Origin of the sequence: Motilimonas sp. E26 (genome assembly GCF_021278025.1) — a bacterium.
In the GTDB taxonomy this organism is placed as follows: domain Bacteria; phylum Pseudomonadota; class Gammaproteobacteria; order Enterobacterales; family CBDFNC01; genus Motilimonas.
The window spans coordinates 281,835-297,867 of record NZ_JAIBHJ010000002.1 but is presented as its reverse complement, the minus strand read 5'-3'; the positions used below and the strand labels follow the sequence as shown (position 1 = coordinate 297,867).

Genomic DNA, 16,033 nt, shown 5'->3' with positions numbered 1-16,033 from the left:
TCGAGTTTACTGTTTCGCCAATATATCCAGCGCCAGCGCTTCAGCCACTTTAATGCCATCTATCCCTGACGATAAAATACCGCCAGCATAGCCTGCGCCTTCGCCGGTGGGGTAAAGGCCTTTGATGTTGATGCTTTGATAATCTTTACCGCGCTTAATGCAAATGGGTGATGAGGTGCGGGTTTCCACGCCGGTTAACAGGCCATCGGCATTGGCAAAACCTTTAATCTTTTTATCAAAGGCGGGCATAGCTTCACGCACGGCTTCAATCACGTAATCGGGTAACACGCCTTTAAAGCTGGTTAGGGTAATGCCGGGGGTGTACGAAGGGGTGATGTCACCTAATTCACTAGAATCTTTACCAGCCAGTAAATCACCGACTAACTGTGCGGGGGCGTTGTAGTTACTGCCGCCCGCTACATACGCTTTTTGCTCTAAATCGCGCTGGAATTCAATCCCCGCTAATGGGTGACCGGGGAAGTCTTTTTCTGGATCAACGCCTACTACAATCGCACTGTTAGCGTTGCGCTCATTACGAGAATATTGACTCATGCCGTTGGTGACCACGCGGCCCGGCTCTGACGATGACGCAACCACAGTGCCGCCCGGACACATACAAAAACTGTACACAGTGCGACCATTTTTACAGTGATGCACTAGCTTGTAATCTGCTGCGCCTAAAATTGGATTGCCAGCATTAGGGCCAAAGCGGCATTCATCAATCATTGACTGCTTGTGTTCAACGCGAAAGCCGACTGAGAAGGGTTTAGGCTCAATATAAACACCTTTGTCGTGCAGCATATAAAAAGTATCGCGAGCACTGTGACCGACCGCTAACACCACATGGCGGCTATCAATGCGTTCACCGTCTGCGAGGGTGATGCCGGTAATTTGCTCGCCGTCTAAATGAATGTCATCCACGCGGGCGCTAAAGCGAATTTCACCGCCAAGGGCAATAATTTCAGCGCGCATTTTTTCAATCATGGTCACCAGTTTAAAGGTACCGATATGCGGTTTGCTAACGTACATGATTTCTTCTGGCGCGCCAGCGGCAACAAATTCGGTAAGTACCTTGCGGCCATAGTGATTAGGATCTTTCACTTGGCTATAAAGCTTGCCATCGGAGAAAGTGCCTGCGCCGCCTTCACCAAATTGCACGTTTGATTCTGGGTTCAGTGTGCGCTTGCGCCAAAAACCAAAGGTGTCTTTGGTGCGTTCGCGCACTTCTTTGCCACGCTCTAAAATAATCGGGTTAAACCCCATTTGCGCTAATACTAAGCCAGCAAATAAACCACTGGGGCCAAAGCCAATCACCACTGGGCGTTCGGTCAAGTTGGATGGTGCCTTGGCAACAAACTTGTAGCTGGTATCAGGTGCCATTTTAACGTGGGGGTCGTTTTTAAATTGCGCCAGCAGCTCGGCTTCGTTGTCCACTTCAATATCTAAGGTGTAAACCAGAAAAATGTTGGTTTTTTTACGCGCGTCATAGCCACGTTTAAACATATGAAAAGAATGTAATTGATCAGCGCTAATATTCAGTTTAGTAACGATAGCAGCAGGTAAGGCCGCTTCATCATGATCAAGAGGCAGTTTTATTTCGGTTAAACGTAGCATAGGGATACTCAGGTTTTGGTTGGTGTCTTAGCGTTTGACTTACATCAGCGGCTCACAATGGCGCGTATTTTACGTTAAGCAGGGCGAGGTGTCAGGCCATTTGTTGCTTGTTTTTTAACACCAGTTAAGTATGATCCCGCCACGAATTTTTGGGCGTACTTGAAACGCGATAGAGGATATGAGCATGGCGTTTGTTGTTACCGAGAACTGCATTAAATGTAAATACACTGACTGTGTTGCTGTGTGCCCTGCCGATGCGTTTTACGAAGGCCCAAATTTTTTAGCCATTAGCCCAATTGACTGTATTGATTGTGGTTTATGTGAGCCGGAATGCCCAGCTAACGCCATCGTGCAGGAAGATGATTTAACCCCCGAACAGCAAGATTTCCTCGCCCTTAATGAAGAGTTAGCGCTGACTTGGCCCAACATTACCGAAGTGAAAGACGCGCCAGCCGATGCAGATGAGTGGAATGGTGTTGCCGACAAGCTGCAATATCTTGAAACCTAAGCTGCTTTTTTGCACGATCTGTTAACCCCTATTCCCACCTCGAGGGTTGATACTCCTCATATACATGACTCAGTCGAATTTATTAGGCTAACTGTACTTTTATCTATTTTTTATCAATAATACAGTTATGTATATACTTAATTGATGAGCGGTTAATAGTCGCTTTCTGACAACTTTAATTGCGTATATTTAGTTAAATTGTCTCGTCAAAGTCGTGCTGGTTCGGCTTTGGCGAGGAACAAGGAAGTGACAATGAAAAGTGGCTTGAATAAGATCCTCCTGCCTCTATTGCTATGTGCATTTTGTCAACCTAGCATGGCAAAAAAAGTCTATAAATGGGTTGATGAGCAGGGAGTTACTCATTATAGCGATAACACGCCTGCCTCCGCCATGAGCGACACCCACAATGTTAATCAGGTCTCGGTTACCGAAGATTTACCAGCTGGAAACTATCGTGGAGTGGCGAAAAAGCCAACCTATACCAGCCTAAGTAACAGCTCGGATTCGAGTGCGAAAAAAGAACGAGGCAAAGATCCTGCCACTCAATGCTACAGCGCCATTAAAAACCTAGGTGCAGGTTTAAAAGCGATCAAAAAAGAAGCAAAAGAAAAACAGCTTGCTCGTGGTATGAAAGAGCATGAGTTTGAAGCGCAATATAGCAAAGCCATGAAAGCCGTATCGTCTCCGGGTATACAATCAAGTTGTCTTGAGCATTATACGTCTGGTAAAAGTCGCGATATTGATTGTTTGGCCAATCTAAACTATCCGGAAGAATTTGTTTTTTGTATGTATGCCAGACAATTAACAGGTATGTCGGGGTATTAACATATGACCGAATCGGCATTTTTAGCCAGCTTTAAATCAGGTAGAGTATTGCGCTGGCTGGCATGGGGATTATTGTTGTTAGGTGTACTAAACTGCATCAGTTCGGTTTACATGACCGCTATAGAGCGAGCACCAGCATGGCCTTTATTATCTATTTTGATTGGCATTTGTTTGTTAACCATCAGTCAGAGGTTGATTGAAAAGCATGCACCATGAATATCTATTAACGTGTCGTGGTGAAATAGCCAAAGGTTTAGAGCGGGGTGAAGTAAAGTTTGCGTTAGTTGATGAGTTAAAAATCAGTGAAAGCAAAGCCGATAAGCTAGTGTCAGGGAATAAAGTTGTATTGCAGCGCGCCCTTGAGTTGGAAAAGCTACAAGCTAGCCAACAAAAATTACGTCAACTCGGTCTGCTCACTGAAGTGACCTTCGCGCCTAATGGGGGTTTACTTAGTCCTTTTATGCGCGATAAAAATAGCCTTGAAGATACGGTACTGAAAAAGGTTTTTCAGGCGGAGCTGAATTTTGAACATGCTAGTTTTAAACGATTTATTTTTAACCGCGCGGCCAGTTTTCAAATATCCCCAGTCACCTTGTCTAGCGCAACCGAACGAATATTTCATCGTAAAACAGCGGGCTTTAGTGAAGCGGCTGGTGCGCTGTTGGCGATGGTGTCGGGCTACTTTGTAATGCAACATGGCTTGAAAACGCAGTTTATGGCGACCTTGCCTCATGGCTTAGCGACCGCTTTGGGAATTTTTTGTTTGTTTGGCTTAATGTTATTTATCAATGCGCTACTCAGTGCTAACCAAGTCTATAGCGCTAAGTTGCCTGCACGTTTGTGGTGTCGTAGTTTGTTTTTTCATTCCCCTTTGCAACTTGCTTATCAAGTTTATGACGAGCATGGCGATGTGCTTGGTCAAATACGTCATTTACGCGGCGCTAAAATTTGGTGCTTTTATGATGACTCTGGGGTGGAGTTATACCGCTGTGAGTATGAATGGGGCACCGAAGAAAAGGCGGGAAATCTAGCCACAGAAATGCGCGATGATTTAATGGATTTTGACTATTTTGATCACCTCGCGGGCATCGGCAAGAAAATGCTCGGCTGGTTTGGTTTGCGAATTAATCAAGACACTGATAGCAATGCTGCTTGGGTGACTCGAAATATGGATGGTGATCAGCTAGGTTGTTGGTCCCTCGAAGATGACTCAGTGAAGATAGAGGCTGGCTGTCATAACCAAAACGAGTTAAATATTGTGCTGTTTTTGCAATTACTGATGGCAGGTAAAAACGCATGAGTTTGTTTAATAATGATCAATATTGTGTCCTTGCCAGCGGTGAATGTTTAGCTGGTTTTACACCTGAACAAGTGGCGGCGAGTTTAGTCCAGCAATGGCAACTCAGTGAGTCAGAATGCGAAGCTTGGCTTAGCCAACGGCAAGTGTTTTATCGTCAAGGTTTGTCGCAGCAAGATGCCCAAATATTACAACGTACACTCACTGACACAGGTTTAAAGGCGCAAGTCATCTCGCAGCAACAAGTAGATGTACCGCCCGAGCCAGCGAATCAAGACGGCTTAAAAGCACAGCGCTTTTTGTCTCTTGCCACCACCTTATTAATTATCGGCTATGTGGTGGATAACACCTTATTAGGCGCTTTTTTACCGGGGATGGAAAACCTTGATTTTGGCATTTTACCTTATCTCGCCAGCGTGTTAGTGATGTGTAAGGGGTTGTATCATTTTGTAAAACTGAAAGGTTATAGCGGTTATTTAGCCTTGCTTGGTTTTGCTGGACTGCTTGGTCTAGCATTAGCTTTGTTCTTACCCAGTCGTGAAAATCCAGTACAGCGAAAGCTGCTGCAATCTTCCACCTTGTTTGCCCTGTTTTGTTTTATCTTTGGTGGTGTCGGGCTGTATAGCCAAGTAGGTAATTACTTACATCAAAGTGAGTACGTTGAAATTAGTCGCCATTTGCAAGATGGGCGTAATGAATACCCCAGTACGCAACAAGATCTGAGCCTGACTTTGTATGAACAAGAATGGCGGCAGCTGAATCAGTTTATTGATGAGGGACTGAGCTATATCGCTGATGAAGATCTGCGGCCTAACTATCAAGCCAGTATGATCTCGGCGATTGGTGAAGAAGTCGATCGCTTTTTTATCTGGATTAACTACCAACAATATTTAGCAGCTCACCAGTCGACTCAGCAAGCTTCATTTGCGCTGCCAGATAAGCAAATTGCGCAGTGGAAGCAGCAAGTGTTTGACAAGCTTTGGGCGTTTCGCAGTGGTTATCAAGTGGGTGACCAAGTACTAACCAGTTTGAATAAATATTTAGGCCAAGGCATCGTGCGTTATGAAGACGCAGAATCAGCCAATGCCGTAGGCCATTACATCGGTAAACTCTATCAAGCCCTGCAAATGGCGCGCCTAACTTATATTTCAAAAAATATGAAAGTGGGTGAAGAAGAGCCGTTTTGGCCGGTTGATTTAACTAAACTTCCAGTAAGCGCCGCGTTACCAAGTTATGTAACCAGCAAGGCTGATAAAGATAAGGTGACGTTCACATTTGTTGATGGCCCATTGGCTGGCAAGCCGCCTGTGGTGATCGCGGTGATGAGTCAATACACGCCAGCCACAAAGTGGCGCAGAGCGTCAACTCGGTACACTTTTCGACAAATCTCCCCCGAGTTTCCAAACCATTTGCTTATTTCCTTTGGTCTAAGAACACTCGATAAGCAAATTAGCAATCAGTTTGAAAAGTCTATGAGCCGCAACTAGCTCATCTAATATGGGGCAAGTGATTCCATTTTTCCCATATTTATCTCCTCGCCCATGTCCCTAATCGGTTTGCTGTAAAACTGAATTGATTCGATAGTGATGGCTATAGGAAATGCGATTTTTATGTTTTTGTGATTATTTAACCCCGTTTCTGCAGCTGTGCGTTATAACTCCACGCCGACTCGATCAGTCAGATAATTTTCTGCAGTGGCGATTGGGACGTAATCGAGCCGTAGTGTTTATTTATGACAAGCAAAGGAACCGTTATGTTAAAAACCTTAGGTGTGATCACCGCTTCATTATTGGCAACATCTGTCTATGCCAAGCAAGTTCAAGTACCATTTAGTGGCAGTTTTGCTGATGGCCAGCCAGTGCAGGGCATGGTGTCATACGACGACCAATCCCAACTCAATTTCTCTGATCAATACACTCATCAATATGTCGATACTTCAAACAGTAGCTTTATTGAAGTGACTTTAGATGGTCAAACTTATCGTGCTGATGCTTCGATGTATACGCCATTTCAGTTGCATTTATATCATGGCATGGGCGATGGGCGCAGAGACCTAGTGATCCAATCACAAGCCCCGTTAATGAGTGCTAACGGCCAGAATATTGGAGCCATGGATATCATTATCTCTGATGCCGATGGCGCGCAGTTTGGCTCGTCGCTGCCTTCAAGTATTAATTTACAACCTGTAGTTGGGCCTAATCGTTTTAGCTCCGGTAACGACTGGGCTGATCTTCATTTCCCATCGCGCAATCCAAATAATGTCGCCGAACTGAGTCAAGTTGGTGGTGATGCTGTTGGTGATGTAGACAAAGTGAGTTATGCCTTTGAAGCCGTGGTGGAATTTGCTAATCAATCGCCTTTTACCGAGCATCAACTGGCCAAGGGGACGCTTTCATGGGAAACGGACTTGGCTAAGGTGTCCACGGGTGAAACCGATGCAGACTATGAAGATCGCACGCCAGAATTAACGCTAACCGTGGGTGACTATACCTACACAGTCGATCCACAGTTAGAGGGTGATGTTTTAAGAGTTGGCGCTCATACCGATGGCCAAGGAAAGTTAAGGGGTTATCATTTTGCTTACCATTATCCGCTATTGGGGCAAGATAAGTTTGGTAATCCTGCGCCCGTTATTCAATATTTTGTACTTGATGTTTATATGCCAAATCCAACCACCACAGGCGATTTATCCGTGCCAACAAGTTTGCCCTCACTGCAAACTCCCGACATTGATGTGCGCATTCACACCATGGCGGGTGGCTTAAAGGTGGTGAGCTTAACCCATCAGTCTGCTTATGCTGGCCCTGAGCCTAAGGTGCTTATCAATACGATGTTGGACACACCTGACACTAATTTAATCGTGCCAGCCAAAGGTGGCAAAATCACCTTTATGCGTGATGTGTATTTTATTGAGCCGCCAACCTATTCTATGCCCGTTGAACCATTCTTTATTCGTTATGGTGAAAACATCACTTGGCCAAATGGCTTTGTGTATAACAAAACTGGCTCGAAAAAAGTGGACCTATTTAAAGACGGTATTTATGGTCCAACCAGCTTCTACGTGCCAAAACATTGGCCAGCGGGTGTGTACAGCTACAACTTATACACCTATGAAGTTGCCACTGGTGCCGTTGTCACAAAAACGGTGCAGTTTACTAAGTTAAACTAACCGTGATACAAGGCGATAGGTAATGATAAAGGCCAGTATTTATTGGCCTTTTTCATCACAACATCATTAGATGGCCTGATAAAGGCAGCCATGAAGCCCTAGATACCAGCTTTGGTGCACTCAAGACAAGGCTTGGGTGGTCGAGCGCAAGCCAAGTGGGAAACGTTGAAGCCAGTGCCGTACGATATTGGCGTCAGCGCTAGGCCTTTTGAAAGGAATATTGAAGATGAAAAAAATGATAGCCTGTTATATGGGCGAAATTAATAGCGAACGTTATTCTGACTTTTTTGCTATGTACAACGCCACAACGTTTGATTTTATTGATTCATATAATAGTGAACAAGGCAAAAGGGTGGGCAATGTAGATAAAAACTTAATCAATATCAAGCTCGATAATGAGCGTTATTTGACTTGGTTTAACCGCATTGAAAATAAGTCTGCTTCATTTCAATTGCCAGAAAACGTGGTCGGGCAAATTGTTGTGTCAACAAAGTATATTATTTTTTCCTATCAAGAAGATACGGAACGTTTTTTTATTTACAACCTCGCCTCTCGGGAGAAGGTGGCTGAAATTAAATGCGGTAATGTATTTTTTTCTTTTGCCAATGAGCAGTTTTGTATTGCAGAGCGTGATGACGATAAATCGCTAATGAAAATTGACCTGTTAACAGGCGCCGTATTATGGCAAGCGGATGTCGGCAGTTTTACCTTTAGGACCTTTTCTGAAAAATCGAATTGTATTATCACTGAACGCAACAAAAGCTGGATAGCATTAGACGTGAATACCGGTAAGGAAGTCACTCGGCTTGAGTTAACGGACACATTAGGCCCTGATTTTTTTCAAACTATATTCACACTTTTTCTGAGGCTGGGCATCATTGGCTCTGGAATATCGATACGCTGGAGCTTGTGGAATTTGATGTCGCGGCCTATTCCTCATCTTATCGTTACCAACATTTGTTGTTTGACAATGCAACTAAACTCCTTGTTTTTGAAGAGCTGGAAAAAGGTTGCAATGGCTGGGTTTATTTATATGAGGTGCCCAGTGGCAAAGCGCTGGGGAAGGCGCGCTTACTAGATCAATCCCTTGCTTTTACTCATAGTTGGACTTGCTTAAATGGTCGAATTTATTGTCGCGCGCGGACTCATGCAGAGTTTAGCGCCAGACTATTAAGTTTTGCATTAAGTGAGCTGGATGGCACGGAATTAACAGTAACGGAAGAAGAGCAAAATGCGGTGCAAACCCATCATCATTTATTGAAGTCCAGTTACGATATTCAACTCTCATTCCCGTTACCGACTCGCTTTGATACCGCGTTGCGCCATTTAACTGAGCGCCTTTGGGCCATATTAGATGCTTGGCATGAGAAGCAAGAGCGACGAGAAGATAGGCGTTTTAGCAATAAGCTCACTTTAAATTTAACTGGACTCGAGCTTAATGACGAGCAAAGAGTAATTATTGATGAAATGATCAGCTATTTTATAGCTTGCTTTAAAGTGCGCGATGCACCCGAGTATCAACCGGAACAGCAGCTTTATACTTTTAAGTTGAAAAGAGGCGGTAATCGTTGGAGCTAGCAGCCTAAGTGATGACAACGCAATTTAATGGGTTATCAAGGATGAAAAACAGATGACATTAGCACAACTCGACACCAGTTTCTGGCTCACCAAAGACAAGGCTTGGGTAGCCGAGCGCAAAGCCAAGTGGCAAGATATCGAGCCGGGCATCGCGCTGTGCAGGAACAAGGGCGATACCAATATGGCTAAGGCCTATTATTTACGTGGCAAGCAGCCCAATTGGGAAAAATTAAAAGCCAGTGATAAATCGCCGCGGCCGCTGGATTTAATGATGTTTTTATGGCTGCATCCCAGCGATGATCCTGAGGTGTTAACCCCCCTATTTAAAGCCTATATGGAATCTGAACAAGTCCATGAGCTGGATATATTGATAGGGTTAAGGTTTATTGTTAGTGAGTTTATCGATCATACCGGTACGACCAAATCATTACATGAATACCAGTTCCCTTATCTCGGTAACAAGAATGTAACCTTGTTTCGCATTATGTTTGCCGACCCCTTGTATGTTAAAAATAGATTGCAGCAGGTCATCACATCGGGGCGCGCCGATGTCAGGGAACGCAAGCTAGCCAAAGCCGAGCAAGATATCTTTGGTATGCTAGGTTATACACATTTTGGTTTTTTTGGTGCTTGGCTGATACAAGATTCTACGTCGATATTTTGTCGCGACTGTTTATATCAATACCCCGATGTGTTGGATTGGTGCATGACAACCCTAAAATATGATAATGAATTTTCAAAAGACATCTTGCATCCATCTGTATTAGAGGAGTTTCACAAAGCCCTTTATCGCATTGCTCATTTTGACTTAGAGCAAGAAGGCGACACCCCGCGCGCCAATGCCGTGCGCTACTTACGCGAGCTAATTGAGCAGGGCGACTTCTTGCCTGAATTTAAACAACTATGGCAGCAAGTTAAAGCCGGTGAAGTGGAAGTGGAAAAGCCATGGCAGCGGTTTTGACCGTAAGCTTTGAAAAAATTTGTATATTAATCAATACAGTTGCTTATTGTCGAGCCGTTGTTTGATCTTGTTGTGAGGCTCCAGCAATGCTAGCTCATATGAGGAAATCGCTAAAGTTTGTTTGGCAATTGAATATTTTGAAATAATTGTGCTAGTTGTCCAGTCTCAGCTAACTCTTTTAAAAGTTGGTTAATTTCACCAATATCAGGCTTAATGCCACGGCGAAGAATGATGGTGTGATTATATTCTTGGTCCATTTTATCAGATACTAATATGCGCTCACGATGTTGCGGGTGGTTAGCAAAGTATTGCGCCAAAAAGGCCTTAGAAACCACGGCTATGTCGCCGCGATTTCCCGAGAGTATCATTAATATACTGCCTAAGTTGCTGCGGGTTAGCTGCATATTAAAGGTCTGTTTTAAGTAATCAGCATCGGCGTTATAGTCAGCAAAAGCGTAATGGTAACCTTCAACGCCAACCATGGTTTTATTTTTAAAGTCACTAAAGTAACTTTGGTCTCGGCCCTCTTTCATCTCGGCAATATAGACTTCGCCTCCCCGTAAATAGACATTGGACGCATCTACCGGTAAGTCTTGCCAGCCCCAATGCAGGCTGTCAAACATCGACATATCATAACGGCCTAGCTTAAAAAGTTGGATCCGAGTGGCAGGGATCACTTTTACTCCTTTGAACAAGTATTTATCTTGCTGTGCATTCATTAAGTCAATCATATCAACGGCTAGGCCACTAAGGTGGCTGCCACGCGCTTCAATAAAAGGAGGAAAATGAGCTAAGCCAACTAACACGACTTGCTTCGCCATACTGACGGAGCTAAATAGAAGCAATAGCGAAGTGATTAGCTTAGTGACTATTTTATACACTCGTCGAGGTCCTTGACGTGTTGTTAACTATCTAATCTATCATAACAGAAGTCTTATCTGAGCATTATAGTCAACCAGTTGTATATAGACCTAAGTCAACTAAAGATGTTTATTTCAGCAGACTGAGCAAGGTTACTGGCATCGTATTGTGGAGCAAATGTTTGAATAATAGGGATATCAAATTTAATAGGTATAAGAAACCTGACCAAGTAAACCTTCCAGCAATGCTTATCTTGTTCGATTAACCAGCCTTAAGCCCGAGCTGGCTTTGCTCTCTTATCAACAAGACATGACCTCTACCAAACTCTACCGCTGTTCGTTCTTTAAGTACTAGATAAGGTTAAGTCTTTTCATTTTTAGTCCCACTGCGCATAATCCGCGCAGGACAATTAAATGAGGTTTCAGGATGAAACAATTAACGTATGTTGGCGCATTAGGTAGCATGTTGTTGCTTAGCGCTTGTGGCGGTGGTGGCGGTAGTAGCCACAATGATGGTCAATCGGTGAGCCCAGATGCGGTTCATGTTTATGAGAAGAAACAACTGGCGATCACCCCTGATAACGTGGTGACCGTGGCGTCGGTGATTTTTGAGTTGGAAAACTTTGCTCGCACGCCACTGGATATGCTTAATCAACCTTATACCCCGCCTAAAATTACCTTACCCAATTTGGCGCGCACTCAGGAATTGAATGTGTCACCGCAGTTTAAAGGGGACTTTGTGTTTGATGCGGTTGATCAAGCACTCACTAGCTGCATCAATGGCGATACCTATCAAAACCAACCCACTTATGCGGTACATCAAGAAAAACATAGCTTAGTGGACGGTACGGTAGATAACTCACAGCAGGCGGTGTTGTCTTATTGGTTTGCGGCTAACCATTGCTCACGTGCTACCGGAGATGTGAATAACCCTGGTGAGGCGCAGTTAAGTGGTGCTATTTGGTTTACGGCACAATGGGTGAAAGATCGCGATGGTAACCTTGCTAATTTTAATGGCGTGGTTAAAACCGTGCCGGCGGCGCAATCACCACAAAATATTCAAGTGCCAGAAGTGTACCCCGATCTTTACATTAATTACGGTGAGCGTAACGAAGTTAGGTTCGACAAGGTTGAAACCAACATGGGGATCTCTGGTGACCAATTTAGCTTAACCTATAAAAACGTTAAGCTTTATAGCGAGTTTGAAGGCGTTGGTGGCAGTTTAGAGGTGAATACCTTAAGCCCCATTTTATTATCCGATCGCTACGTACCTCATCAGTATGCTAGCGGTAAAGTGAGTATCGCCGCCGATCAGAACACGCAGTTGGTGCTGACCTTATACCCTGACTATATCGAAGCGTTAAGTACCTACAATAATGGTGAAACAGCAAATCATCAGTTTACTTATCAGCAATTGCTGGACGCCCAAGTCAATTAAATTGATGCCTTGAGTTTTAGGTGCGCCAGTCAGGCTCCTGACTGGCATTTGTTGTTTTCAGCCCTCAACCCTCAACCCTCAACCCTCAACCCTCAACCACCTTCTTCAGTAGCTGGTTATCACTACTGCATAAGCCGCCCTTGTTCGCGTGCTAGTTTGACTACGTTAGGGTTAACTTGATCTTGATACTTCACTAACTCACGGCGTAAGCCGATAAATGTGTTAAACACACTGTCGATAGATAGTTTATTTACCAGCCACTTTGGCAGTGCGCCGCCGGGATCGGCAAAAGCAAGGTATTCAATATGAGTGGTGCCGTTGTTGAGCCGTTGTAGTGTCCACATCCCGCTGACCTTAGTGATGCGAATGTAACCTGCTTGCTTAGGCAGGGTATTTGACGCATCTGATATTTGCAACTTAAAGGCTCCTTGGTCAAAGAAGTAACGTGAGTAGGTGACCATGTCGCGATCCTTCGCTGGCCAGGGGGCTTTAAATATGGTGTGCACCTTGTTTTCCGTTGGGCTTATTTGCGCTAGCACGCGAATACGTGTGACGCTTTCAAGCCAATTTGGCACGTGTTGAGTATCTTCCAGCAAGTTGAGAAAGGCAGAGTAGCTGGTGGGGGTAAACATTTGTGCGCGGATCTCAACTAAGCCGTCGCTATGTTTGCGTGAATATAAGGTAATGTCTTGTTCTGATTTAACTAGCTGCCAACTCCCTTGGGGAGTTGCTAGCGTGATACACGAAAACAACAGGGCCAATAAAGCGCAATATTTAAGCAATCAAAGCTCCTTAGTCATGACTTGGCTATTAGTTGGTTTTGTTGTGGCGAGTCTTTTTCGCTATGCCCTGCGATTATACGGCGTGATGCACAGATTAGTTTCATTTCTATTGTAGGAATAAAGGTTTGCCAGACAGTGCAAGCTAGTGGGCTAACTTGCACTGAATTAATAGCTTGATTATTAAGGCTCGTTCACCAAGGTTATTTGCCCTGCCTGTTGCAACATTTGCTTGATTAAGCCGTCGATGTATGGCTTGTCGATGCTGGCAACGTTCGCTTTTACTTCCAGTATTTCTCCTACTTGATAACCATAAACGAGATCACGGTGGATCAACTCAGCGCGGCTTTTGGGGTCTTTAAAGGTATCTAACATAGCGGTTTCTAAACTGCTTTTGCGCAGGGATAATTCCGTTGCATCAACACCTTGGCTGTAATAGTTGCTGAGAATTTGCTCGACAGCGTGTTTAGCTTTGATGACATCTTTCGCTTCGGTAACAATTTGGATGCGGCAATGGCTGTAGTTGAGGCTTACCATAGGGTCGCAGACGGCATAAGGCGAGTAGGAGAGAGACAATTCTTCGCGCACTGTGTCAGTGAGCTTAACCCTTAACATACGACTGATTAAGTCTGCACCATAGGTTTGCTTTACACTGGGCGTAACGCCTTGGTAAACAAATTCCATTCTTAGATCGGCACGATTACCAAAGTTCATGTTTATCTGTCGCTCTGTTTTTTCCGTGCTTACCCACAAGGGGGCAGTGCGTGCGCTATGTTTATCTCCACTGGGTAGGCTGCCTAGGTATTGGTTAATCAATTGTTTGGCTGCACTGGGTTCAAAATCGCCAACCAAGGTGAGCTTAAAGCCATTGGCTGAGCCAAATAGGGCCGTTTTTACGTCAATCAGGTCTTGACTCGTTAGCTTATTAATACGGTAAAGCGAGATATCCTCTTCATATTTATTATTGCCATACAGGGCTTTTTTAATTAGTTTGTTTTGCGTATCAATTCTTGCAATGCGTTGATGGTCATAGAAGTTTTGTTTGATGTGTTGCAGCACTTGTTCATCTATTTTGGTTGAGCTGACGGCTTGCCTGATGCCTGCAAGGGCAAATTCAAGGTGCTCGTTGGTGGTGCTTCCTGCTAGGCCATGCTCTCCCTTATTGATGAAAGGAAGGATGTCGGTGGAATGTGCAATAAACTGCTGCACGGTCTGCTTTGCCGAATACTCACCAAGGCCGCTGGCTAATTGGACATCAGCGAGCATTGCGGCAGCGGCGCGGTATTTTGGCGCTAAACTGGTCTCGCCACCTAGCGCGGAAAAGTGGAAGTATATTTCGCCCTTATTGGTGTTATCGGGTTGCAGTAATATTTCCAAGCCATTGGCTAGGGTGAGCGTCTCAATACCATATTGTGGGTAGGCCGCAGAGTTTATGATTTCACCTTGCCCTTGGATTTTGGCTGATAAATTAAAGTTCGAGGTAAATTGCTCTTCGCTGTACGCCTTAACATCTTGCTGCTGCGCTTCACTTTGCCAAATTTCAAGTTCATAAGGCTCGGCGGCAGCATGGCTGACCTGAGTCACTTGGTACTTTTGCGGGTTGACTAACACCTGTTTGGCAAACTGATTAACCTGCGCTAGGGTGATTTGCTCAATAAACTGTTGTTGCAGCCGCTGCTCGTCATCTTGGCTGATCGGCGTGTGCTGCTGTTGCAGTAACGTGAGGTGGCTTTCTATGATGGCTTCAGATGTGGCCTGTTTGCTTAACTGATTTAACTGACTCAGTAGGGCTAGATAGAGTTGTTTTTGTTGGTTAAATTCCGCTTCAGTAAAACCATATAGCTGTATTTTTTTAACTTCTTTTGTTAGCCAGTGAGTTGCCGATTTTATTTGTTTTTCACCATGCTCGACATTGAGAGAAAACACAACATTGTTGCCAACATAAGTTGGTATTCCGATATAGCTTTGTGCTGATAAAAAGGCGCTGTCAGCTAACTCATTAGCACGGCCTAGGCGGTCGCTGAGCATGGCATTGGTAAATTGGATCAAGTGCTCGTTAAACTTATCTTGCTTTGTGACTAGCGCTCTTTCAGGAAGCAGGTAATTAAAACTCAGTCGGCTTTGTTTAACTTTCTCGCTGCTAAAAGTGAGACCAGCGCTTTGAAATCCAGGCTCTGCAGGACGCTTTTTGACGGGAGCTTGACCTTCTAAGTGGGAGAATTTTTTTTGAATTGATTGGCTAAGTTGCTCTTGATTGAAATTGCCTACGACTAATAACTCCATGTTATTGGGGCGATACCAAGTGCGGTAATATTTTTTTAGCTCTGAAGCATTAAGTTCTTCTATTTGCGTCTCTGTGCCGATAAGTTGCTTAAAGTTATAGCCACTGAACTTGGACATTTTCTCCATATAGTAAGTGTCAGGATCTTGAGTATTGCCAAGTCGCGCATAATACTCGCCTTTTACCACGCCAATTTCTTTAGCCACTTCGGTTTCATCTAAGGTGATGTTTTGTGCCACATCGGATAAATACAGTAGCACCTCGTTCATTAACTCGTTGTCATTTTCAGGAATACTCAAAGTGTATACGGTGTCTTTGAAAGAAGTGTAGGCATTTAAGTCTTGACCAAAAGCGAGCCCTGATTGTTCAAATAGGGCTTTTATTTTATGCCCCGGAAAATGCTTGGTGCCGTTAAACGCCATGTGTTCAAGTAAGTGAGCACCGCCTTTTTGCTCATATGTTTCATCAATTGCTCCCGATTTAACCCACAGGTAAATTTGCACGCGATCGCTGGTTTCATCTACCGAATACAGGCGGTACTGAAAGCCGTTATCGAGCTGATGAATTTGCCAATTGGGGTCGGGTTGTAGGGGGGTGGCAAGGGTTGGCAAACTGTATAACAGTGCAATAAGTGCAAAACACAGTGAATGGCAAAGTCTCATGCTTGGCTCCAAGGCGTAGCGGGATGGAAAGTATGAAGAAAAGATTAGTTGCTCAAGACAT

At 44.4% G+C, this 16,033-nt stretch carries 14 protein-coding genes; 10 read left to right on the top strand and 4 right to left on the bottom strand.

The window, feature by feature from the left end; translation table 11 throughout:
• Window positions 1-6: 6 nt before the first annotated feature.
• Window positions 7-1,614, bottom strand: a complete 1,608-nt coding sequence (locus tag K1M91_RS02700; protein ID WP_232800015.1) for an NAD(P)/FAD-dependent oxidoreductase — start codon at window positions 1,612-1,614, stop codon at window positions 7-9.
• A 184-nt stretch (window positions 1,615-1,798) separates the two neighbouring features.
• On the opposite strand from K1M91_RS02700, the gene fdxA reads away from it, so the two are divergent.
• The 9 genes from fdxA to K1M91_RS02655 all read left to right on the top strand — a co-directional run bounded on the left by fdxA (window position 1,799) and on the right by K1M91_RS02655 (window position 9,952).
• Window positions 1,799-2,122: a ferredoxin FdxA gene (fdxA, locus tag K1M91_RS02695; protein WP_232800014.1), complete on the top strand. Its 324-nt coding sequence runs from the start codon at window positions 1,799-1,801 to the stop codon at window positions 2,120-2,122.
• Window positions 2,123-2,374: 252 nt separating this feature from the next.
• Window positions 2,375-2,947 (top strand): DUF4124 domain-containing protein, encoded by a 573-nt coding sequence (locus K1M91_RS02690; RefSeq protein WP_232800013.1) that lies wholly within the window; start codon window positions 2,375-2,377, stop codon window positions 2,945-2,947.
• 3 nt (window positions 2,948-2,950) lie between these two features.
• Window positions 2,951-3,163 (top strand): hypothetical protein, encoded by a 213-nt coding sequence (locus K1M91_RS02685; protein ID WP_232800012.1) that lies wholly within the window; start codon window positions 2,951-2,953, stop codon window positions 3,161-3,163.
• Window positions 3,153-4,247: a hypothetical protein gene (locus tag K1M91_RS02680; protein ID WP_232800011.1), complete on the top strand. Its 1,095-nt coding sequence runs from the start codon at window positions 3,153-3,155 to the stop codon at window positions 4,245-4,247. Before K1M91_RS02685 ends, K1M91_RS02680 begins: the two co-directional genes overlap by 11 nt.
• Window positions 4,244-5,731 carry a hypothetical protein gene (locus tag K1M91_RS02675; protein ID WP_232800010.1) on the top strand — a complete coding sequence of 496 codons (1,488 nt, stop codon included), beginning with the start codon at window positions 4,244-4,246 and terminating at the stop codon, window positions 5,729-5,731. The genes K1M91_RS02680 and K1M91_RS02675 overlap by 4 nt, the downstream gene beginning before the upstream one ends.
• A 266-nt stretch (window positions 5,732-5,997) precedes the next feature.
• Window positions 5,998-7,413: a hypothetical protein gene (locus tag K1M91_RS02670; protein ID WP_232800009.1), complete on the top strand. Its 1,416-nt coding sequence runs from the start codon at window positions 5,998-6,000 to the stop codon at window positions 7,411-7,413.
• A 226-nt stretch (window positions 7,414-7,639) separates the two neighbouring features.
• On the top strand, window positions 7,640-8,491 hold the full coding sequence (locus tag K1M91_RS02665) for a hypothetical protein (RefSeq protein WP_232800008.1): 852 nt from the start codon (window positions 7,640-7,642) through the stop codon (window positions 8,489-8,491).
• Window positions 8,452-8,991, top strand: coding sequence for a hypothetical protein (locus K1M91_RS02660; RefSeq protein WP_232800007.1), 540 nt, complete (start codon window positions 8,452-8,454; stop codon window positions 8,989-8,991). The genes K1M91_RS02665 and K1M91_RS02660 overlap by 40 nt, the downstream gene beginning before the upstream one ends.
• 52 nt (window positions 8,992-9,043) lie before the next feature.
• Entirely contained in the window at window positions 9,044-9,952 is a 909-nt protein-coding gene (locus tag K1M91_RS02655; protein WP_232800006.1) for a hypothetical protein, read from the top strand.
• A gap of 110 nt (window positions 9,953-10,062) precedes the next feature.
• Here K1M91_RS02655 and K1M91_RS02650 read toward each other — a convergent pair whose 3' ends face one another.
• Complete coding sequence (locus K1M91_RS02650; RefSeq protein WP_232800005.1) at window positions 10,063-10,833, bottom strand: ABC transporter substrate-binding protein; 771 nt, start codon at window positions 10,831-10,833, stop codon at window positions 10,063-10,065.
• Window positions 10,834-11,239: 406 nt separating this feature from the next.
• Here K1M91_RS02650 and K1M91_RS02645 point away from each other — a divergent pair, with 406 nt between their 5' ends.
• Entirely contained in the window at window positions 11,240-12,250 is a 1,011-nt protein-coding gene (locus K1M91_RS02645) for a hypothetical protein (protein ID WP_232800004.1), read from the top strand.
• A 122-nt stretch (window positions 12,251-12,372) separates the two neighbouring features.
• Here K1M91_RS02645 and K1M91_RS02640 read toward each other — a convergent pair whose 3' ends face one another.
• A complete protein-coding gene (locus K1M91_RS02640; RefSeq protein ID WP_232800003.1) occupies window positions 12,373-13,032 on the bottom strand; it encodes an START domain-containing protein in 660 nt (219 codons plus the stop codon).
• A 180-nt stretch (window positions 13,033-13,212) separates the two neighbouring features.
• Window positions 13,213-15,972 (bottom strand): M16 family metallopeptidase, encoded by a 2,760-nt coding sequence (locus K1M91_RS02635; RefSeq protein WP_232800002.1) that lies wholly within the window; start codon window positions 15,970-15,972, stop codon window positions 13,213-13,215.
• Between the last annotated feature and the right edge of the window lie 61 nt (window positions 15,973-16,033).

Coding starts and splice junctions, on each gene's coding strand:
- K1M91_RS02700 (WP_232800015.1), bottom strand. CDS start 1,614: ATGCTACGTTTAACCGAAATAAAACTGCCTCTTGATCATGATGAAGCG.
- fdxA (WP_232800014.1), top strand. CDS start 1,799: ATGGCGTTTGTTGTTACCGAGAACTGCATTAAATGTAAATACACTGAC.
- K1M91_RS02690 (WP_232800013.1), top strand. CDS start 2,375: ATGAAAAGTGGCTTGAATAAGATCCTCCTGCCTCTATTGCTATGTGCA.
- K1M91_RS02685 (WP_232800012.1), top strand. CDS start 2,951: ATGACCGAATCGGCATTTTTAGCCAGCTTTAAATCAGGTAGAGTATTG.
- K1M91_RS02680 (WP_232800011.1), top strand. CDS start 3,153: ATGCACCATGAATATCTATTAACGTGTCGTGGTGAAATAGCCAAAGGT.
- K1M91_RS02675 (WP_232800010.1), top strand. CDS start 4,244: ATGAGTTTGTTTAATAATGATCAATATTGTGTCCTTGCCAGCGGTGAA.
- K1M91_RS02670 (WP_232800009.1), top strand. CDS start 5,998: ATGTTAAAAACCTTAGGTGTGATCACCGCTTCATTATTGGCAACATCT.
- K1M91_RS02665 (WP_232800008.1), top strand. CDS start 7,640: ATGAAAAAAATGATAGCCTGTTATATGGGCGAAATTAATAGCGAACGT.
- K1M91_RS02655 (WP_232800006.1), top strand. CDS start 9,044: ATGACATTAGCACAACTCGACACCAGTTTCTGGCTCACCAAAGACAAG.
- K1M91_RS02645 (WP_232800004.1), top strand. CDS start 11,240: ATGAAACAATTAACGTATGTTGGCGCATTAGGTAGCATGTTGTTGCTT.
- K1M91_RS02635 (WP_232800002.1), bottom strand. CDS start 15,972: ATGAGACTTTGCCATTCACTGTGTTTTGCACTTATTGCACTGTTATAC.